The organism is Rhizomicrobium sp. (genome assembly GCA_037200045.1).
Classification (GTDB): domain Bacteria; phylum Pseudomonadota; class Alphaproteobacteria; order Micropepsales; family Micropepsaceae; genus Rhizomicrobium.
Window position 1 is genome coordinate 450,520 of the sequence record JBBCHM010000002.1, and the last position, 20,107, is coordinate 470,626.

General features: G+C 65.6%; 17 protein-coding genes. 8 read left to right on the plus strand and 9 right to left on the minus strand.

The genetic code is table 11. The features are described from left to right. Positions 1-54: 54 nt before the first annotated feature. From WDM86_17280 to WDM86_17295, 4 genes are all read right to left on the minus strand, one after another. A complete protein-coding gene (locus WDM86_17280; protein MEI9991778.1) occupies positions 55-3,123 on the minus strand; it encodes a TonB-dependent receptor in 3,069 nt (1,022 codons plus the stop codon). A gap of 295 nt (positions 3,124-3,418) precedes the next feature. Further along, complete coding sequence (locus tag WDM86_17285) at positions 3,419-3,733, minus strand: DUF4389 domain-containing protein (protein MEI9991779.1); 315 nt, start codon at positions 3,731-3,733, stop codon at positions 3,419-3,421. Between the two features lie 79 nt (positions 3,734-3,812). Continuing rightward, positions 3,813-4,544, minus strand: coding sequence for a rhomboid family intramembrane serine protease (locus WDM86_17290; GenBank protein MEI9991780.1), 732 nt, complete (start codon positions 4,542-4,544; stop codon positions 3,813-3,815). A 14-nt stretch (positions 4,545-4,558) separates the two neighbouring features. Beyond that, positions 4,559-5,161, minus strand: a complete 603-nt coding sequence (locus WDM86_17295; protein ID MEI9991781.1) for a 2-hydroxychromene-2-carboxylate isomerase — start codon at positions 5,159-5,161, stop codon at positions 4,559-4,561. A 254-nt stretch (positions 5,162-5,415) separates the two neighbouring features. Here WDM86_17295 and hfaA point away from each other — a divergent pair, with 254 nt between their 5' ends. The 4 genes from hfaA to WDM86_17315 all read left to right on the plus strand — a co-directional run bounded on the left by hfaA (position 5,416) and on the right by WDM86_17315 (position 9,657). Then, on the plus strand, positions 5,416-5,841 hold the full coding sequence (gene hfaA / locus WDM86_17300) for a holdfast anchoring protein HfaA (GenBank protein MEI9991782.1): 426 nt from the start codon (positions 5,416-5,418) through the stop codon (positions 5,839-5,841). Positions 5,842-5,870: 29 nt separating this feature from the next. Beyond that, positions 5,871-6,896 (plus strand): holdfast anchoring protein HfaB, encoded by a 1,026-nt coding sequence (hfaB, locus tag WDM86_17305; protein MEI9991783.1) that lies wholly within the window; start codon positions 5,871-5,873, stop codon positions 6,894-6,896. Continuing rightward, entirely contained in the window at positions 6,817-7,494 is a 678-nt protein-coding gene (locus WDM86_17310; protein ID MEI9991784.1) for a hypothetical protein, read from the plus strand. The genes hfaB and WDM86_17310 overlap by 80 nt, the downstream gene beginning before the upstream one ends. Before the next feature lie 207 nt (positions 7,495-7,701). Beyond that, on the plus strand, positions 7,702-9,657 hold the full coding sequence (locus WDM86_17315; GenBank protein MEI9991785.1) for an oligopeptide transporter, OPT family: 1,956 nt from the start codon (positions 7,702-7,704) through the stop codon (positions 9,655-9,657). On the opposite strand, the gene WDM86_17320 is transcribed toward WDM86_17315, so the two are convergent. The 5 genes from WDM86_17320 to WDM86_17340 all read right to left on the minus strand — a co-directional run bounded on the left by WDM86_17320 (position 9,654) and on the right by WDM86_17340 (position 14,016). Beyond that, complete coding sequence (locus WDM86_17320; GenBank protein MEI9991786.1) at positions 9,654-10,541, minus strand: CoA ester lyase; 888 nt, start codon at positions 10,539-10,541, stop codon at positions 9,654-9,656. The two genes, WDM86_17315 and WDM86_17320, sit on opposite strands and share 4 nt — an antisense overlap. A 6-nt stretch (positions 10,542-10,547) precedes the next feature. Continuing rightward, the gene (locus WDM86_17325; GenBank protein MEI9991787.1) at positions 10,548-11,120 is read right to left on the minus strand and encodes a MaoC family dehydratase; all 573 of its coding nucleotides are present in this window, start codon (positions 11,118-11,120) and stop codon (positions 10,548-10,550) included. Positions 11,121-11,345: 225 nt separating this feature from the next. After that, positions 11,346-11,864 carry a GNAT family N-acetyltransferase gene (locus WDM86_17330; protein ID MEI9991788.1) on the minus strand — a complete coding sequence of 173 codons (519 nt, stop codon included), beginning with the start codon at positions 11,862-11,864 and terminating at the stop codon, positions 11,346-11,348. Position 11,865: 1 nt separating this feature from the next. Continuing rightward, positions 11,866-12,480, minus strand: coding sequence for a carbonic anhydrase (locus WDM86_17335; protein ID MEI9991789.1), 615 nt, complete (start codon positions 12,478-12,480; stop codon positions 11,866-11,868). Positions 12,481-12,849: 369 nt separating this feature from the next. Next, positions 12,850-14,016 carry an acyl-CoA dehydrogenase family protein gene (locus WDM86_17340; protein MEI9991790.1) on the minus strand — a complete coding sequence of 389 codons (1,167 nt, stop codon included), beginning with the start codon at positions 14,014-14,016 and terminating at the stop codon, positions 12,850-12,852. Between the two features lie 293 nt (positions 14,017-14,309). Here WDM86_17340 and WDM86_17345 point away from each other — a divergent pair, with 293 nt between their 5' ends. The 4 genes from WDM86_17345 to WDM86_17360 all read left to right on the plus strand — a co-directional run bounded on the left by WDM86_17345 (position 14,310) and on the right by WDM86_17360 (position 20,105). After that, a complete protein-coding gene (locus WDM86_17345; GenBank protein MEI9991791.1) occupies positions 14,310-16,091 on the plus strand; it encodes an FAD-dependent oxidoreductase in 1,782 nt (593 codons plus the stop codon). A gap of 118 nt (positions 16,092-16,209) precedes the next feature. Continuing rightward, positions 16,210-18,042, plus strand: coding sequence for a 2-oxoacid:acceptor oxidoreductase subunit alpha (locus WDM86_17350; protein MEI9991792.1), 1,833 nt, complete (start codon positions 16,210-16,212; stop codon positions 18,040-18,042). Next, positions 18,043-19,056 carry a DUF4268 domain-containing protein gene (locus WDM86_17355; protein ID MEI9991793.1) on the plus strand — a complete coding sequence of 338 codons (1,014 nt, stop codon included), beginning with the start codon at positions 18,043-18,045 and terminating at the stop codon, positions 19,054-19,056. Further along, entirely contained in the window at positions 19,053-20,105 is a 1,053-nt protein-coding gene (locus WDM86_17360; protein MEI9991794.1) for a 2-oxoacid:ferredoxin oxidoreductase subunit beta, read from the plus strand. Before WDM86_17355 ends, WDM86_17360 begins: the two co-directional genes overlap by 4 nt. The last annotated feature ends 2 nt before the right edge of the window (positions 20,106-20,107 follow it).

Genomic DNA, 20,107 nt, shown 5'->3' on the forward strand with positions numbered 1-20,107 from the left:
AAACAAAAAGGGCGCCGGAAACCGGCGCCCTTTCCGTTGGCCGAAGGCCGGCGATCAGAAGTGGACGCCGATGGCGCCGCCGATGATGCGCGGGTCGCCGTAGAACGCGCCGGTGTAAAGACCCGACGAAGAACTCGTCAGATATTCGCCGGTCTGGTTCGTGGAGTTGAAGATGTTGCGGCCGTAGATCTGGGCGTACCAGGTGTCGTCCGGCGAGTTCAGCGTGAACTGCAGGTTCGCGGTGCCGAAATTGCGGATGCGGTCCGCCGGATCGTTGAAGATGCGGCCCCACATCGCGGCCTGCCAGTAGTAGTCGAACCGGCCGACGAAGGTATATCCGGCGCCGACATCGGTGCCGTATTGCATGCCGAAGCTCAGCGACCAGGGCGGGGTGTTGGCGAGCTGATTTCCCTGCAGATTGACCGCCGCGCCGGCGAGCTGCTGGCTGGCCGTCGTGCCCTGCGTCGAGAAGTTCGTGAACGCCAGGGCCGGCGCCAGGGCGCCGTTGAGGACCGACGGCGTGCAGATGCCGAAGGCCGCGTGCTGAACGCCGGCGCCCGCCAGCGCGCTCGTGCCGCCCGGCGGGGCGAAGAAGATGCCGCCGGAAAGGGCGCTCAGGGTCGCGAAGTCGGACGCGAAGTTCGAACCGCTGTAGTAGAGAACGCAGTTCTGCGCGTTGGTCGAGCTCAGCGTGCCGTCCTTGATCAGCAGCGCGTTCGGCAGGCCGCCGGTCGGGTTGCGCGGATCGATCTGGCCGCCCTGGCCGAGCTTGGTCTCCGTCCAGCTCGTGTTCAGGTTGAACTGAAGGCCGGGCACCTGGGGAGGCGCCCACACGAACTCGCCTTCGACGCCGTTCAGGAAGGCGTTCGTGTTGGCGTTGACCGAGGTGTTCGCGAGGATCTCGGAGATCTGGTACTTGGCGTAGTTGTAGTACCAGGCGGTCAGGTTCGCCTGCAGCGTGCTGTCGAAGAAGGTGTTCTTGGTGCCGATTTCGTAGGCGTCGATCGACTCCGGCGCGTAGAAGGCCGGAATGCCGGTCAGGTTGTTCGGCTGGATGCCGGGATTGGCGCCGCCGGCCTTGTAGCCCTTCGAATAGGACGCATAGACCGTGGTCTGATCGGACCAGTCCAGCTTCGGGGTCCAGTTCAGGACGACGCGGCCGGTCAGCTTGTCGAACTTGCTCGTGGTCTCCTCGAAGTTCTGGTTGCCCGGACGCGCGGCGTCGAAGTCGACCAGACCGAACGAAACGAGCTGCGCCATCGCGGCCTCGCGGTCGGTCGTGCCGTTCGGGACGAAGCCGTTGAAGATCGTGATGCGGCCGACATACTGCTTGCGGTCCTCGGTGTAGCGGGCGCCGACCGTCAGCTTCAGCTCGTCGGGCACGATGTCCCAGTAGCCTTCGCCGTAAACCGACTTGGATTCCACGAAGGATCGCTCGGTGTCGTTGTCGTACCACGGCGTGCCGTAGATGCAGCCATTGCCGTTGGCCGGGCTGATGCAGAGGTTCTGCAGCGGCGTGCCGAACAATTGCGCCCCGCCGATGCCGCCGAACAGCGTCTGGCCGTAGTCGAGCGTGTTGGACCCGACATAGTAGTCGCCATGCGCGTTCTCGTTGAGATAGTAGACGCCCGCCGCGAAGTTCAGCGGACCGTCGAGCTTGGTCTCCAGGCGCAGTTCGAGCGACTTCTGGACGTTGTTGCCGTTCGACTGGTCGTAGGCGAATTCGTTCGACGTGTAGCGGTTGATCGAGCCGCCGATGATGCCGAGATTGTTGAAATTCGAGGTCGGCAGCTGGCCGGGATGGGCGAAGACGAAGGCGTAGGGGCCGGTCGCGGGATTGGCGTAATTGGGCTGCCCGAACGTGGTGCCGAGCTGGGCCAGCACGCCGTCGAAGACGGCCTTGCTGGTCGCCAGCGTGACCGGATCGAAGTTCGCGCCCGGCTGGTTGATGTAGCTTTCCTGGTTGACCAGGTGGCCGTCGGCATAGCCGCCGACCAGCGTGGCATCCAGCCAGTCGGTGATCGTCTGCTTCCACTCGGCGCTGATCGAGTTGCTGCGGCCCTTGGTGAAGGGCGTGAAGTCGGAATTGATCGTGCGCGGGTCGGAGGGCACCGCGCCGGCCGGCGCCACATAGGGCTGCGACAGGTCGAACAGGCCCAGCGCGGCCGCGAAGGCCGGGCCGATGCCGGCCGGCGGCGCGGCGCCGAACGCGCCGACCGTCGCCTGCCGGCTGACGGGAATGTTGAAGAACGTCGCGTTCAGGTTCACCGGCTGCGAGGCGACGGCGTCGGGCAGGCAGCCCAGCACGCCGGTCGGGTCGAAATGGCAAAGCTGCTTCTCGCCGCGCATGCGCGTGTCGTTCTCGTCGCCATGGTCGGCGACGATGTCGATCGTCGTGCCGTCCCAGGGCTGCCAGCGCACGCTGGCGCGGCCCGACCATTCGTCGCGCGAATCGGGATGATGGTCCGTGACGCCGGGATTGACGTTGGTCGAGAAGCCGTCATGGCGGACCCAGTCGGCCGCCAGGCGGACGCCGAGCTCGTCGTTGATGATGGGCACGTTGACCATGCCCTTGATCTCCGAACCGTCATAGTTGCCGTAATTGCCCTCGACCGAGGCGGAGAACTCGTCGAGATGCGGTTTGGCGGTGAACACGTTCACCGCGCCGCCGGTCGCGCCGCGGCCGTACAGCGTGCTCTGCGGGCCGCGCAGCACCTCGACCCGCTCCAGGTCGTAGTACAGGCCGGAGTCGACGCCGGCCGCCTCGTAATAGACGTCGTTGACGTTGAACGCGATGCCGCCTTCGGCGTCGCCGGAGATGACTTGCGTGCCGATGCCGCGGATCTGGAAGTTCGTGCCGGTGAAGTTCGTCTTGGTGTAGGTCACGCTCGGCGTGGCGAATTGCAGGTCCTTCGGCTGGAGGATCTGGTGCGACGCGAGGTCCGCCGCGCCGAAGGCGGTGACGGCGATGGGAACGGACTGGATGTCTTCCGCCTTGCGCTCGGCGGTGACGACCACGGTTTCGATCTGCGCGAAGGCCGGCGCCGTGAACGCCGTCGACAGCAACAAAGCACCGATGAAGGTGACGGGCCGCACGGTCGCGACCGAACGCATTGCAGGCATAGTGAGCTCCCCGTTGTGGCGACGCATAGCTCGTCGCCTTATTGCCCATTGCGCCCCACTCGCTCTCCAAGTGGACCCAGACCGACGCAATTCGGCTTTGGAACGATATGAGCAAGCTCAACGGGCGAGCAAGAACATTATCGACGTGGCAATAATGCGCGCACGAAATCGCGCGTGCCTCGTGCTGATAATGTCACACGAACGGAGCGCTATGCGCGCGCTAAGCGCGTTCGCATAAGCACATATTCACTCATTCATCGATGAGTGAAATGCTGCGATGCGAAAATAGTTTTCCTTACGCATGCTTCGGGAACGGGCCGATCGGAAAGGGCTGTTCGTCGCGCACGAAGGTGATGAAGGCGAGCAGCTCCCACTCATATTGAAGGAGCGATGCGCAGAAGGATTTAATCTCGTCATGCGCGCGTCCGTTGATCGCGATCATCACGAACTGCACGGCGGCGAGAACGAAGATGACGTGCAGCACGAACCACGCGATCAGCCCATATCCGAACGCGTAGAGCAGCCGGACGATGGGAAACGGCGGGTGGGCCGGTGCCAGCGGCGCCGGGCCGGGCGACGGATTGCCAGTGCTGTTGGGCGCATCGGACATCGCAAAACCTCCTGGAGGCCGCCGCGCCGACCGGCACGGCCAAGACCCTACTCTTTACGTAGGATGGCGCGCGCCGGCTTCAAGCACCGCGGCCGCGAAGACGCCGCAAAGGGCCGAAATAAACGTCGAACGGCCCGGCCAGCAGCAGTCCGGCGAGGTAGCCGCCGAGATGGTCCTGCCAGGCGATCGCCTGGAGCGTGCCGGTCGGGCCGATGCCGATGATCCCGGTGACGAGATTGACCACGAGCCAGACCGCGCTGAACACCAGAACCTGGCTCGAGCGCAGCGGCATCAGCGGCAAGGTGGCGCCCAACAGCCAGGGCTCGCGCACCCGCAGCATGCGGATGCTGGCGCCCATCAGCCCGGAGATCGCGCCCGAGGCGCCGATGGCGCCGACATTCTGGCCCCATTCGATGCCGACAAAGGCGGCGGCACCGGCCAGGCCGCACAGGAAGAAGAAGACGTAGAACATCACGAGGCCGTAGCGCCGCGCCACCACCGGCCCGAACACCAGCAGCCACACGCAGTTGAAAGCGAGGTGGGTGAAGTTCGCATGCAGGAACACGTGGCCGAGGGGCGGGACCAGAAGCTCGATCAGGCTCGGCATCTGCGCGCCGAGCGCTTTCAAGGCGCTGGCCGAATAGATCACCGGATCGAGCGCGAACAGGTTCAGGACGGCATCCGACACCGCGGCGGGCGCCAGCACCCGCGCCACATGGGCGAGGACGAGCACGCCGATCAGGACCAAGACGGAGGCCGGCACGCGCAGAAAGGGCTCGCGCGTGGGGCGGGTTTCCTGGAAAAACGCCATGATGCTCTATTCCTTCAGCGGCGCAGCGCCGCTTCCACCAGTTCCATCCGGTCGTTGCCGAAATACATGTCCGCCCCCCCGACATATAGGGTCGGCGCGCCGAAACCGCCGCGGGCGATGAGCTCGTCGGTGTTGGTCCGGAGGCGATCCTTGATGTCGGCCTCCTGGCTGCGCGCCAGCACGTGCTCGCCGTCCAGGTCCGCCGCCGCGCAGACCTTGAGCAGGACATGCGGCAGGCTGATGTCCTGGCCCTCCGACCAATAGGCCTCGAAGCAGCAGCGGGCGAAGGGAACCAGCTTGCCCTCGTCCTGCGCCACCAGGGCGCAACGCATCGCGGCCGTCGCCTTCACCGGAAAGACCGGCGGCGGCATGACGATGGTAAGGCCCAGGAGCCGCGCCCAGTCCTGCAGGTCCTTGGCCTCGTACGCCGCCTTGCGCGGATCGGGATGGGCCCGGCGCTCATAGACCTCGCGGTTAACCGCGTTGAACACCCCGCCCACCAGGACCGGCTTCCAGACGATGTCGGCGCCGGTGCGCGCCGCGATGGGCTGAACGCGCGTGAAGGCCAGATAGCTCCAGGGCGAGGAGCAGTCGAAGAAGAATTCCAGCGTGGCCAATAAGGTCTCCGGGCGGCGTGTGCCCCAAACTAGCGCAGCCGCGTGCCGCTTTGAAACACGCCCCCGGCCGCCGGACCGCGGATCGGTCCAAATGACTCGCGCGGAGCCGCGGAGTTCGCGGAGATTCCCGGCTTTCCTCCGCGTTCTTCGCGGCTCCGCGTGACAATTCGCTGGCGCGCCTGGGCGCGCCGCAGCGCCATGGCACGGGGGTTGCTCACCTGGGTGGCAGAACCATTCACGCATCGAGACCCAACATGGCCAAGCACACCAAGTTCTGCATTGCCGCCGCGGCCTTCGCGGTTTTCGCCACGGCCGCCCAGGCCGGCGATTACAGCAATGCCAGCAACTACAACGCGCCTTATGGCATGCAGGCCGGCCAGGAGAACGCGCCGCCCAACACCTCGCTGCGCGACGCCAACGGCAATCTCACCGTGGTGAACGGCGTGTTCACCAGCGCCAATTTCGGCCCCGCCGCGGGCGCCGGCGCCGCCGGCTCGGGCGTCAGCTCGTCCTTCTCGGGCGCTGGCACGAGCGGTGCATCGAGCACGACGGGTGCGGCAACGGCCATCGGAAATCAGCTCAACGTCGTGACCCTCGGAAACAACAACACCGTCGTCGTCAACGCCGTGCAGACCAACAACGGAAATCAGACAGCCACCAATACCGTCAACGGACACTAACAGCAGAAAGCCAAAGGGAAGCCCCTCCCATGACTCGTCGCGGAAAAAAGTATCTCCTACAGCCGTTGATCCTCGTGATCGCCGGCCTGTCGCTCGCCGGCTGCATCAGCCCGCAGGCCGACAGCATCACCGGCCGCTACACGGCGCCGATCGGCGGCTCGCCGGTGATCTCCAACGAGACGCCCTACTCCGCCGCCCTGCGCTGCATGGCCGGATACACCGGCCAGCGTCCGCTGAAGGTCGCGGTCGGCCAGATCGCCGACTACACCGGCAAGGCCGAAAGCGACAATTCGGGCCGCAAGATCACCCAGGGCGCCGCCCTGATGGCGATGAGCGCGCTCAGCAAGGCCGGCGTGCAGCTGGTCGAGCGCTTCGACACCTCGGTCGCCGAGATGGAGCTCAAATACGCCAACAACAAGCTGATCGGCGCGGACCAGGCGGGCGGCCAGCCCGGCGGCCCGGACTATCGCCAGATCATCGCCGGCTCGATCCCGGGCTCCGACTACTACCTGGTCGGCGGCATCACCGAGCTGAACTTCAACATCCGCTCCGAAGGCGCCAGCGGCGACGGCGGCGGCACGGCCACCAACGGGCTGAAGGGCCAGGTCGGCGGCAACATGTACGTCATGAATGTCGGCCTCGATCTTCGCCTGGTCGACACCAAGACGCTGCAGGTGGTCGACGTGATCTCCTACCAGAAGCAGATCATCGGCCATCAGGTCTCGGCCGGCGTGTTCGACTTCCTGGGCGCGAACTTCTTCGACGCCTCGGTGGGCGAGAGCGCCCTGGAGCCGATCCAGCTCGCGGTCCGCTCGGTGATCGAGCGCGCCGTGCTGGAAATGACCGCCAGGCTCTACCACACCAGCGGCTCCTGCACCGCCAGCACCGATCCGCTGGCCGACGCCGGCGACCACACCCCGCCGCTCGACCATCACGACAACAATCCCGTCACCGCCCGCAACGAGGAACACAACAATGACGCGTCTCGCCAAGATCCTTATCGCTACTACGGCTCTAGCGATCCTGCCGGCGACGGCCTTCGCGGGTCAGAGTAACGGCTCGTCCGCGACGGCTACCGGCAGCACGATCCTGAACGGCCAAGTGAGCTTCGGCGCCCAATGGTCCACCGTGACCACGACGGCGAACAATGTCGGCGGCGACGTGGTGATCCAGAGCCAGGGCGCGGGCAACATGTTCGAAGCCGTCACCTTCGACGACACCCATGTGAAGTCGAGCCAGGACGACGAGAGCACCAATATCGGCTCGACGGTCACGGCCAATGTCAACGGCGTCGGCGGCGGCGTGAGCATCTCGGGGACGGCGGTCTGCAACTCGACCGACGTGTCGACCGATCCCAACGTCACCGCGGTGGACAGCAAGCAATATTGCGGCGCCCAGGATCCGGGCTCGGAGATCAACGGCAAGATCAGCAATGTCGCGGGCGACGTCGCGGTCCAGTCGACCGCCTATGGCAACACCTATACCGAGGACACCAACGCCGCCAACGCGCCGACCAACCTGGCGCAGACCAACACCTCCAACGTGTTCTCGACGGCGAATGTGGCGGTCCGCAATATCGGCGGCAGCGTCGGGGTGACGTCCTCGGCGGTCGGCAACAATGTGCAGGTCGTGCACTATTCGACGACCCCGTAATTTCCAGTCCGCGTGGACGCAGCCGGGGGCAAACGGCGGCGTCCGAAGGAGAGGGAGGGCGAAAGCTCTCCCTCTTTTTTTTGGAAAGCGCGGCCTACCGCTTACGCTACTTGAGGCCGCGCTTTCACGGTCAACCCTCCCGTGAACGGGAGGGTGAAACGGTGGGCCGTTCCTGTAACGTCGCCCGGCTGCCATCGAAGAGTCGCCATGCCCTCCCCCTCCATGCGCCCCGCCGCCGAACTCACCATCCGCGGCCTTATCCTTGGCGTGCTGATCACGCTGATCTTCACCGCCGCCAACGTCTATCTGGGATTGAAGGTCGGGCTGACCTTCGCGTCGTCGATCCCGGCGGCCGTGATCTCCATGGCGGTGCTGAGCGCGTTCCGCAATTCGACCATCCTGGAGAACAACATCGTACAGACCGTCGCCTCGGCGGCGGGCACGCTGTCGTCGATCATCTTCGTGCTGCCGGGGCTCGTCATCGTCGGCTGGTGGACCGGCTTTCCGTTCTGGACCTCGTTCCTGATCTGCCTCAGCGGCGGCACGCTGGGGGTGCTGTTCACGATTCCGCTGCGCCGCGCGCTCGTCACCCATTCCGACCTGCCCTACCCCGAAGGCGTGGCGGCGGCGGAGGTTCTGAAGGTCGGGGCCGGCGAGCGCGAGGACGGCAGCAAGGCCGATCCGGCGGAAGCGCGCGAGGGATTCCTGGCCGTGGTGCTGGGCTCGCTCGCCGCGCTGGGCATGGTGGCGGTGGCGGCGACGCAGATCGCGACGGGCGAATTCCAGCGGTTCTTCACCATCGGCAAGGGCGGCACAACGCTCGATTTTTCCTTCTCCCTGGCGCTGGTCGGCGCCGGACACCTGGTCGGCCTGTCGGTCGGCATCGCTGGACTGCTCGGCGTGATCCTGGGCTGGGGCGTGGCGGTGCCGGTGCTGACCGCGGCGATGCCGGATCCGTCGGCCGCGCTCGACGCGCATGTGATGGCGATCTGGAGCCACCAGGTCCGCTTCATCGGCGCCGGCGCCATCGCGGTGGCGGCGATCTGGACGCTCGTCAAGCTGGCGCGGCCCGTCATGGTCGGGCTGGTGAGCACCCTCGCCTCGGCGCGCGGCACGACCGCGGCCGGCATCGACGTGCGCGACCGCGATCTGAGCGGCGGCTGGATCGGCGGCTTGACGCTGGCCTGCCTGGCGCTGGCCGCCTTCGTCATCGCGAGCTTCGCCAGCGCGGCGGGGCTGGGCGGCCAGGCCTGGACGCTGACGCTGGCGTCGCTGCCCTTCGTGCTGATCGTGGGATTTCTGATCGCGGCGGTGTGCGGCTACATGGCGGGGCTGCTCGGCTCGTCCAACAGCCCGATCAGCAGCGTCGGCATTCTCACCGTTGTCTCCTGCGCCGGACTTCTGCTGCTCGTCGCCCTGCCCGGCCCGCCGCGGCCGCTGGTCGCCTTCGCGCTGATCGTGACGGCGGTGGTGTTCGCGGTGGCGACGATCTCCAACGACAATCTGCAGGACCTGAAGACCGGCCAGCTCGTCGGCGCGGCGCCGTGGCGGCAGCAAATCGCGCTCCTGGTCGGCGTGGTGGCGGGCGCGGCGGTGATCCCGCCGGTGCTCAATCTCCTGGCGCACGCCTATGGCTTCGCGGGCGCGCCGCACGCGACGGCGCACGCGCTGGCCGCGCCGCAGGCGGTGTTGATAGCCGCGCTGGCCGAGGGCGTGATCGGGCACAATCTGAACTGGACGATGATCGGGATCGGCGTGGCGCTCGGCGTCGCCATGGTGATCGCCGACGAGGCGATGGGCCTCTTGAAGTGGCTGCGCCTGCCGCCGCTGGCGGTGGCGATCGGCATCTATCTGCCGATGTCGGCGACGCTGCCGATCACGCTCGGCGCGGTGATCGGGCATTTCTACAATCGCGGCGCCCATCGCGCGGCCAACCCGCAGCGCGCCGAGCGGCTGGGCACGCTGGTGGCGTCAGGGATGATCGTCGGCGAGAGCCTGTTCGGCGTCCTGCTCGCCGGACTGATCGTGGCGCTGGCGAAGGACGCGCCGCTGGCGCTGGTACCGGCGGATTTCGCGGCCGCCGATCCGATCGGGATCGTGGTGTTCGCGGCGCTGGTGGCGGGCCTCTATGGCTGGATGGCGGCCCGCAACAAGAGTCTTTAATGCGCTACCGCTTCGCTGCTTGAGCGCAATGCCTCACACAAAGCGAGGACATGACGCGCCTGTTTGAGATGCGGCTGGTCGAGCATCTTGCCGTCGAGCGATGCGACGCCGGCGCCCGCGGCGAAGGCGGCGACGACTTTCTCCGCGTGCGCGACGTCTGCCGCTGACGGCGTGAAGGCGGCGTTGATCGTCGGGACCTGATCAGGATGGATCGCGAGCATGCCGGAGAAGCCCTCGCGCTGGGCGGCACGCGCGGCGCGTTCGAGACCGGCGCCGTCGCGGAAATCGGCGTGCAGCGTCTCGATGGCATCGACCCCGGCGGCCTTGGCGGCGATGAGGACCAGGGCGCGCACCATCTTGTGCACAAAGAGGAATTCGCCGGCCGCGTCGCGGTTGGTCGCGGCGCCGAGCGCGGCGGCCAGATCCTCGGCGCCCCAGCTCATCGCGGCGAGGCGCGGCGGCGGCGAACGATAGTCCTGCAGCGACAACACGGCGGTCGGCGTCTCGGTGGCGACGGGCAGGAGCCGGATCGAGCGCTGGGCGAGGCCGGCCTGCGTCTCCAGCGTGATGAGATGAGCGTCGAGGGTGAGCAGGTCCTGCGGCCCGTCGGGCTTGGGCACGACGAGGCCGGCCGGCGCGCCGGCGATAACGGCCTGCATGTCGGCGACGAAATCGTCCGAGCCGACCGGATTGATGCGCACCCAGACCGCGGGGCGGTGCTTCTCCTTGAGGAACTCGCGCGCGAGGCCGCGCGCGCGGACGCGGTTCTGCGGCGCGACGGAATCCTCCAGATCGAGGATCAGCGCGTCGGCCGGCAAGGCTTTCGCCTTGGCGAGCTTCTTCTCGCTGTCGGCGGGCACGAAGAGGAGGGAGCGGAGGATCATGTCAGTTCACTGACTCTCGTCATCGGTCCAAGGGCGTCGGCGAGGAGCTGCAACCGCATTCGGGTCGCTTCCGCCCAACTCTATCAGCCTGCGGGCCGCCTCGCGTTGCCGCTCTTTGAGACCGGGATCGACCGGCGTCCGATGCATCAACGCGCTGCGCCTGCATTGGGCGACGACCTCGCCGCGCTGGTTGATCGCCTTGTGCTCGAAGACGACGATGCCTTGCGTGGGACGCGATTTGCTCTCGCGGATTTCGAGAACCGTCGTCTCCACATGCAGCGTGTCGCCGTGGAAGACGGGCTTGGGGAAGATCACGTCCGTCATGCCGAGATTGGCGACGGTGGTGCCGAGCGTCGTCTCGTGCACCGAGATGCCGATCATCAGGCCGAGCGTGAACAGCGAATTGACGATGCGGGCGCCGAACTCGGTGGTCTTGGCGTATTCCTCGTCGAGATGCAGCGCGGCGGGATTGTGCGTCATCGCGGTGAAGAGGACGTTGTCGGCCTCCGTCACGGTGCGGCGGATGGCGTGGTCGAAGCTCTGGCCGACGTGGAATTGTTCGAAATAGAGACCGGGCATGCGGGCGTTCCGATGGCGTGGCTGTCGTTATGCCGCAAGTGGAGGCGCCGACAAACCCTCCCGTTCACGGGAGGGTCGAAAAATCGGAGCGGCGTGTAGCGACAGTGTACACGCGGATTTTCGGGGAGGGGACGGTGGCGCGGGTCGCGCTCATCCTGAGAGGCTGTCCCCTCCCCGAAATTCGCTGCGCGAATTTCGACCCTCCCGTGAACGGGAGGGTTCGAGTCACGGATCGCGATACAGCACCACCGTCGGCGCGCCCTTGTAGGTCGTGCGGACGGCTTCGCGGAAGCCGGTCTTGGCGGCGACGTTCAATGACGGCGCGTTGTTGGGCGCGATGATACAGGCGAAGCGCGTCCGGCCGAAGCGATCCTCGCCCCAGGCGAGCGCGGCGCGCACCGCCTCGGTCGCATAGCCCTTGCCCTGCGCCGGCCGGTCGAACGCCCAGCCGACCTCCGGCAGGCCTTCGAGCGAGGGCACCAGGTCGCGCTTGACGCTCAAAAATCCGGTTTCGCCGACGCGCCGGCCGGTTTCTTTCTCGTGCACCGACCAGAAGCCGTGGCCCGTCAGCGCCCAATGGCCGAACACGCGCATGAACTTCGCCCAGGCATCCTCCTGCGACAGCGGCGGAGAAATAAAGCGCGTGACCTCCGGATCGGCCCACATCGCGGCATAGGCGGGAAAGTCGTCGCGCGTGTGGCCGCGCAGGATCAGGCGTTCGGTTTCGAGGGTCGGGATAGCCATGTCATTCCACCGCGACGAAGGCGCCCGTGGCGCGATCCAGGATTTCGAGACGGCCGTCGGCGATGCCGAAGCGTGCGCCGTGCAAGGCCAGCCGCCCGTCCCGCACCCGCTCGGCCACGAAGGGAAAGGTGAGCAGGTTGGCGAGCGAAAGGCCGACGCAATCGCGCTCCATGGCGGCGTGGCGCGCGGCGGCGTCGTGGATATGGGCGGAATGGGCGCGGACCGGTTCGAGCAGCGCGATCCAGTTGCCGATGAACGGAACCCCCGCGATCAGGCTGCCGTCGAGCGCCGCGGCGATGCCGCCGCATTGAGCGTGTCCGAGGACGAGGATCTGCTTGACGCCGAGCTGCACCACGGCGAAGGCGAGCGCGGCGCTGGTGCCGTGATAGCCGCTGTCGGTCTCGTAGGGCGGCACGATGCCGGCGACGTTGCGCACCACGAAAAGCTCGCCGGGCGCGGCGTCGAAGATGGTGGACGGATCGGCGCGGCTGTCGGAACAGGCGATCACGAGGGTGGCCGGCTTCTGGCCCTTGGCGGCGAGTTCCGCGTATTGCGCGCGCTCCTCCGGCCAGCGGCGGGCCTTGAAGGCGCGGTATCCTTGAATGAGACGGTCCATGCGCCGGTTATAGCGCGGCGGCGGGCAAAATCACTCCGCGGCGTGGATGTCGCCCGGCAGGGCGCCCCGAGCCGAACCAGCGGGGCCCGGACGCTCCATCGGCTCGAACCGCCGGTGTCGGGATCGACGCATACTACCCTCCCGTTCACGGGAGGGTCGAAAAAGCGCGAGGTCCGTGAGCGACAGCGAACGGACGCGAGCGGTTTTTCGGGGAGGGGACAGGGGTAAAATCCGAACTCTTCTGGAGAGGCTGTCCCCTCCCCGAAATTCCCGTCGCTGCGCGACGCGAATTTCGACCCCTGCTCTGCTTCGCGCCGCGTCCGTACGCTGTCGCTACGGACCCCGTGAACGGGAGGGTAAAAGCGCGGCTCAATACGACTTCGGCAGGCCCAGCACGTTCTCGCCGATGAAGGAGAGGATGAGCTGTTCGCTCACCGGCGCCAGCCGCGGGATCATGCTTTCGCGGAGCAGTCTTTCGATCTGGTATTCCTTCGCATAGCCCATGCCGCCATGGGTCATCATCGCCTTGGTGCAGGTGTCGAACGCGGCGCGGGCGCCCAGCAATTTCGCGGCGTTGGCTTCGGCGCCGCAGGGCTCGCCAGCGTCGTAAAGCGCGGCGGCGCGCAGGGTCAGCCACCAGGCGCTTTCCAGATAGGTCCAGCATTCGGCCAGCGGATGCTGGATGCCCTGGTTCTGGCCGATCGGGCGGCCGAACACCACGCGCTCGCTTGCGTAGCGCGCGGCACGGTCCAGCGCGTCGCGGCCGAGGCCGATGGCCTCGGCGGCAATCAGGATGCGTTCGGGATTGAGGCTGTCGAGCAGGTAGCGGAAGCCCCTGCCCTCCTCGCCGATGCGGTCCACCTCCGGCACGAAGAGATCGTCGATGAAGACGGTGTTCGAATCCACCGCGGCGCGGCCCATCTTCGGGATGCGGCGCACCTCCACCTTCGAACGGTCGAGATCGGTGTAGAACAGCGTCATGCCGTCGGTCGGCTTGCGCCCGTCTTCCTTCTTCGCGGTGCGGGCGAGGATGAGGATCTTGTCGGCCTCCTGCGCCGTCGTCGTCCAGATCTTGCGGCCCTTCAGGATGTAGCCGCCCGGTGCCGGCCGCGCGAAGGTCTCGATGCTCGTGGTGTCGAGGCCGGCATTGGGCTCGGTGACGGCGAAGCAGGCTTTCTGCTCGCCCGCGATCAGCGGCGGCAGCATGCGGCGCTTCTGTTCGTCCGAGCCGTGCACGACGATGGCGTGCGGCCCGAAGATGTTGAGATGGATCGAACTCGCGGCCGCATAACCGCCGCCGCCCTTCGCGACCGTGTGCATCAGGATCGCCGCCTCGGTGACGCCGAGGCCGGCGCCGCCATATTCGACCGGCATGGCGATGCCGAGCCAGCCGGCCTCGGCCATCGCCTTGTGGAATTCGAACGGGAATCGCGGCGCCGAATCGCACTGCGTCCAATAGTCGTCGCCGAAGCGGGCCACGACCCGGCCGGCATTTTCCTCGATGGCGCGGTGGTCGGCGGAGAGCGTGATGTCCATGTCCCTCATAGTGTCAGGGGATTTGGCCCGAGGAAACCGCCGGATTTGCAAGCCCGATCAAGCCTTTGGGTTTGTTGCCAGAGGCCACCGGATTTCAGCCAAGCCTGTTGCGCCCGCTACCACCCTGACTAAACTGAAGTTTGAGGGGAAAACCCGGACTGACGCGTCTATAAGTGCGCCGCCTGGAAGGGGCACCTGACACAGCCGGCGGGCATGAGCACGGAGTTCAAAACCAACATATGAGTGTCACGGCCGAAGGGCGCCCAGCGCCCGCGCCTGCGCGCCGCCCCGGGATGGCGCCGACGAACGTCAGCGATCCGAACTACTTCCACAAGGTGGTGGACTGCCAATGGGCCTGTCCGGCGCATACGCCGGTGCCCGAATACATCAGGCTGATCGCGGAGGGCAAATACGCCGACGCCTACATGATCAACTGGCACTCCAACGTGTTTCCCGGCGTGCTCGGCCGCACCTGCGACCGGCCGTGCGAGCCGGCCTGCCGGCGCGGGCGCGTCGAGGAGGACCCGGTCGCGATCTGCCGGCTGAAGCGCGTCGCCGCCGACAACAAGGACGACGTGTCGGGCCGCATGCCGAAGGCGGCGGCGACCAGGAACGGCAAGCGCGTCGCGCTGATCGGCGCGGGGCCGGCCTCGCTGACCGTGGCGCGCGACCTTCTGCCGCTCGGCTATCACGTCACGATCTTCGACGCCGACGCGAACGCGGGCGGCATGATGCGGACGCAGATCCCGAAATTCCGCCTGCCCGAACATGTACTGGACGAGGAGTGCAACTACATCCTCGCGCTGGAGCCGGAGACCAAGTTCGGCCAGCGCATCGACAGCCTGAAGAACGTGCTGGCTGAGGATTACGACGCGGTGTTCGTCGGCTGCGGCGCGCCGCGCGGGCGCGATCTGGAACTGCCGGGCCGCACGGAAGCGGCGGCGAACATCCATATCGGCATCGACTGGCTGTCGAGCGTTTCGTTCGGCCACACCACCAGCATCGGCAAGCGCGTCATCGTTCTGGGCGGCGGCAACACGGCGATGGATTGCTGCCGGACCTCGCGCCGGCTCGGCGGCGAGAAGGTCGATGTCGTGGTGCGCTCCGGCTTCGACGAGATGAAGGCGTCTCCTTGGGAGAAGGAAGACGCGATGCACGAGGACATCCCGATCCACAATTTCATGGTGCCGAAGGAATTCAAGCACGCGGGCGGCAAGCTGACCGGCGTGGTGTTCGAGAAGGTGAAGGCCGAGAAGGACGCCAAGGGGCGCCGCAATCTCGTTCCGACCGGCGAGCCGGACGTGCTGATGGAATGCGACGACGTCCTGGTGGCCGTCGGCCAGGAGAATGCGTTCCCGTGGATCGAGCGCGATCTAGGCCTGGACTTCGACAAATGGGACATGCCCGTCGTCGACGCCGTGACCTTTCAGTCGACCAATCCGAAAGTGTTCTTCGGCGGCGACGCGGCGTTCGGGCCCAAGAACATCATCTGGGCGGTGGCGCACGGCCATGAGGCGGCGGTCTCGATCGACCTTTTCTGCAACGGCGCGGACGTGAGGGCGCGGCCGTCGCCGCTGGTGAATTTGTCGAGCCAGAAGATGGGCATCCATGAATGGTCCTACGACAACGACGTGTCGATGGATTTGCGCTTCAAGGTGCCGCATGCGCCGAAGGAAAAGACCCTTCGCGACGTGAACATGGAGGTGGAGCTGGGCTTCACCCGCGAGCTCGGCTTCAAGGAGGCGGAGCGCTGCCTCAATTGCGATGTCGAGACGGTGTTCGCCGAGAGCCTGTGCATCGAGTGCGACGCCTGCGTCGACATCTGCCCGGAGGATTGCATCACCTTCACGCAGAACGATCCGGAAGCGGTGCTGCGCACCCATCTGCAGGCGCCGAGTGTGAACCTGACGCAGGATATCTATGTCTCCGACGTGCTGAAGACCGGGCGCGTCATGGCGAAGGACGAGGATGTCTGCCTGCATTGCGGGCTGTGCGCCGAGCGCTGCCCGACCGGGGCCTGGGACATGAAGAAGTTCTATCTGGAAACCGCAAAGGCCGGCGCATGTCACAAGTGACGTATTCGCACGCGGAGACGCGGAGGCGCGGAGGATCGCGCTCGACTCCGCGTTCTCCGCGGCTCCGCGTGATTCAGTTGGGTGGGCGGGTCAAGCCCGCCCATGACGGAGTTTAAGAATGCAGCCCATCGCCGCGACCAACGATTTCGTCGTCAAATTCGCCAACGTCAACGGCTCGGGCTCGGCGTCGGCCAACGAGCTGTTCGCGCGGTCGATCCTGCGCATGGGCGTGCCGGTCTGCTCGCGCAACATCTTCCCGTCCAATATCCAGGGCCTGCCGACCTGGTACGAGGTGCGCGTCTCGGGCGAGGGCTGGCTCGGGCGGCGCGGCGATACCGCCGACCTGGTGGTCGCGATGAATCCGCAGACCTGGAACAAGGACGTCGACGGCATCGAGCCGGGCGGCTACCTGCTCCACGATTCGACCAAGCCGCTGACGACGCAGAAGCTGCGCGCCGACATCAACCTGCTCGGCGTGCCGCTGACCAGCCTTTCGAACCAGCTCGAAGGCACGATCCCGCGTGAGCGCCAGCTCCTGAAGAACGTGATCTATCTGGGCGCGGTGGCGCAGTTGCTGTCCATGCATCTGGAGACCATCGAGGCGCTGATCGCCGACCAGTTCAAGGGCAAGGACAAGCTCATCAAGCTGAACTATCGCGCGATGCAGCTCGGCTACGACTACGCGGCGGCGAATCTCGCGGGCAAGTGCAGGCTGAAGGTCGAGAAGGCCGACCTGGTCGGCGACCGCATCTTCATCGCCGGCAACGACGCGGCCGGGCTCGGCGCGGTCTATGGCGGAGCCACGGTGTGCGCCTGGTACCCGATCACGCCCTCGACCTCGCTGGCCGAGGCGTTCACCGCGCATTGCAAGACCTTCCGCGTCGATCCGGCGACCAAGAAGAACAATTTCGCCATCGTGCAGGCGGAGGACGAGATCGCCGCCATCGGCATGGTGATCGGCGCCGGCTGGAACGGCGCGCGGTCGTTCACCGCCACCAGCGGACCCGGCATCAGCCTGATGCAGGAATTCTTCGGCCTCGCCTATTTCGCCGAGGTGCCGGCGGTGGTGTTCGACATCCAGCGCGGCGGCCCCTCGACCGGCATGCCGACGCGCACCCAGCAATCCGACATCCTGCTCGCCGCCTATGCCAGCCATGGCGACACCAAGCATGTCCTGCTGTTCCCCGAGGACCCGCGCGAGGCGTTCGAATTCGCGGCCGAGGCGTTCGATCTCGCCGAGCGGCTGCAGACGCCGGTGTTCGTGATGATGGACCTCGATATCGGGATGAACGACTGGCTGTGCAAGCCGTTGGAATGGGACGACAGCCGCAAATATGACCGCGGCAAGATCATGACGGCGGAAGAGCTGGAGGCCGGCAAGTTCTTCGGCCGCTATACCGATGTCGACGGCGACGCCATTGCCTATCGCACGCTGCCGGCGACCCATCCGAGCAAGGGCGCCTATTTCACGCGCGGCTCCTCGCGCAACGCGATGGCGAAATATTCCGAGGAAGGCGCCGACTACGTCTACAACATGCAGCGCCTCTTGCGGAAACTGGAAACGGCCAAGAGCCTGGTGCCGGCGCCGGTGCGCCGCGCCGCCAAGGAGAAGACCAAGGCCGGCGCGATCTATTTCGGCTCGACCGCGCCGGCGATGGACGAGGCGCTGGCCGCGCTGGAGAAACAGGGCGTCCATCTGAACACGCTGAGGGTGCGGGCGTTCCCGTTCGGCGAGGACGTGGTCGATTTCGTGCAGGCGCACGACCAGGTGTTCGTGGTGGAGCAGAACCGCGACGCCCAGCTCCAGAAGCTGATGGTCAACGAATGCGCCATCGATCCGGCGCGGTTCATCTCGATCCTGCATTACGACGGCACGCCGATCACGGCGCGGTTCATCACCCAGGCGATCGCCGAGCGGATGAAGGTGACACACAAGGAAGCGGCGGAGTAAATGGCGGCAATAATTCCTCTTGGCACACTTGAGCGCGTCGCCATAACAGACGCGTGGCCGACGGAACATGGCAACTTTACCAAGTGGCTGGCAGAGGCGATCGCCCTCCTTGGCCATGCCCTCAAACTAAGTCTCGAAGTTGACGGCGTTGAAAAGCAGGTGGGTGACTTTCGAGCAGACATTGTTGCGCGAGTCGCTGGCGAACCAGAAGAGCACCTCGTAATCATCGAAAATCAATTTGGACGCACTGATCATGGTCACTTGGGACAAATCCTTACCTATCTTGCCGGAGTTGAATCCGCGAAGACAATTGTCTGGGTCGCTGAGGAAGTACGCCAAGACCATCGCGCTGCTATCGATTGGCTAAACTCCAATACGTCGGAAGAGTTTTCTTTTTTTGCAGTAGAAGTTGAGCTTTGGCGAATTGGAATGTCTTCTCCAGCCCCCAAGTTCAACGTAGTTTCGAGCCCCAACGATTGGGCGCGCGATGTGCGTGCTGCGGCGCGCCAAATTACAGACAAAAATCTTGCCGAACGACATCAAGTTCGGCTGGCTTATTGGGCTGCCTTTTCTGAATTTCTCAGAAAGGCGAACTCGACTTTCAGGATTAACCGGCCGAACAAAGATCATTGGAAGTGGTTTGCCATCGGTAGGACGGGCTTTGGAATCAGCGCGACCATTAGCACCGAAAAGGAGCGCATTGGCGTTGAGCTCTACGCATCCGATGACATCAATAAAATTGCTTATAATTTGCTACATTCGCAGAAAGAAGCCATTGAGCGCGAATTCGGCGAGCCACTCGAGTGGCAGGAACTCCCCGGCAGGAAGGCCATACGCATTGCCTTGTATAAGCGAGGAGTAGACCCGTCGGACGCCGAGCAATATCCCGCCCTTCATAGCTGGATGCTGGAAAAGATGAATCGATTTAAAAGGGTATTTGCTGCTCGAGTGCAGTCTCTGCCACTTCGGGAGACTGATGACGCTGAAGAGTCAAGCGAGGAGCACGCGGAATGACCTATATCGCCAAGCCGAAACTGCATCATCCGGGGCTCAAGCCCAACAAGCTGGGCTTCACCCATCGCGACTATGAAGGCTCGATCTCGACGCTGTGCGCGGGATGCGGCCACGACTCGATTTCGGCGGCGCTGATCCAGGCGGCCTATGAGCTCGACCTCGAGCCCTATCGCGTGGCCAAGCTGTCGGGCATCGGCTGTTCGTCCAAGACGCCGGACTATTTCCTCGGCAACGCGCACGGCTTCAACAGCGTGCACGGCCGCATGCCGAGCGTGCTCACCGGCGCCAATCTCGCCAATCGCGACCTGATCTATCTCGGCGTATCGGGCGACGGCGACAGCGCCTCCATCGGGCTCGGCCAGTTCGCCCATTGCGTGCGGCGCGGCGTGAACATGACCTATATCTGCGAGAACAACGGCGTCTACGGCCTGACCAAGGGCCAGTTCTCGGCGACCGCCGACAAGGGCTCGCGCAGCAAGACGGCGGTCAACACCGACAATCCGATCGACCTGGTGTCGCTGGCGCTGGTGCTGGGCGCGACCTTCGTGGCGCGCTCGTTCAGCGGCGACAAGAAGCAGCTCGTGCCGATCCTGAAGGCGGCGATCGCGCATAAGGGCTCGGCGGTGATCGACGTGATCAGCCCCTGCGTGCAGTTCAACAACAATCCGCAATCCACCAAGTCCTACGATTTCGTGCGCGAGCACAACGAGGCGGTGAACCGCATCGATTTCATGGTCGACCGCGCCCCGATCACGGCCGACTACGAACCGGGCACGGTGCAGATGGTGCAGCAGCATGACGGCACCTTCCTGAAGCTTTCCAAGCTGCATGCCGACTACGATCCGACCGACCGGGCGGCGGCGATGGCCTATATCCAGCACCATCACGGCAAGGGCGAGGTGCTGACCGGGCTGCTCTATGTCGAGGAGCAGGCCGACGATCTCCATGCCGGGCTGAACACGACGGCGACGCCGCTGAACAGACTGGGCGAGCGCGAGCTGTGCCCGGGTTCGGCGAAGCTCGCCGCCCTCAACGACGAATACCGGTAAGG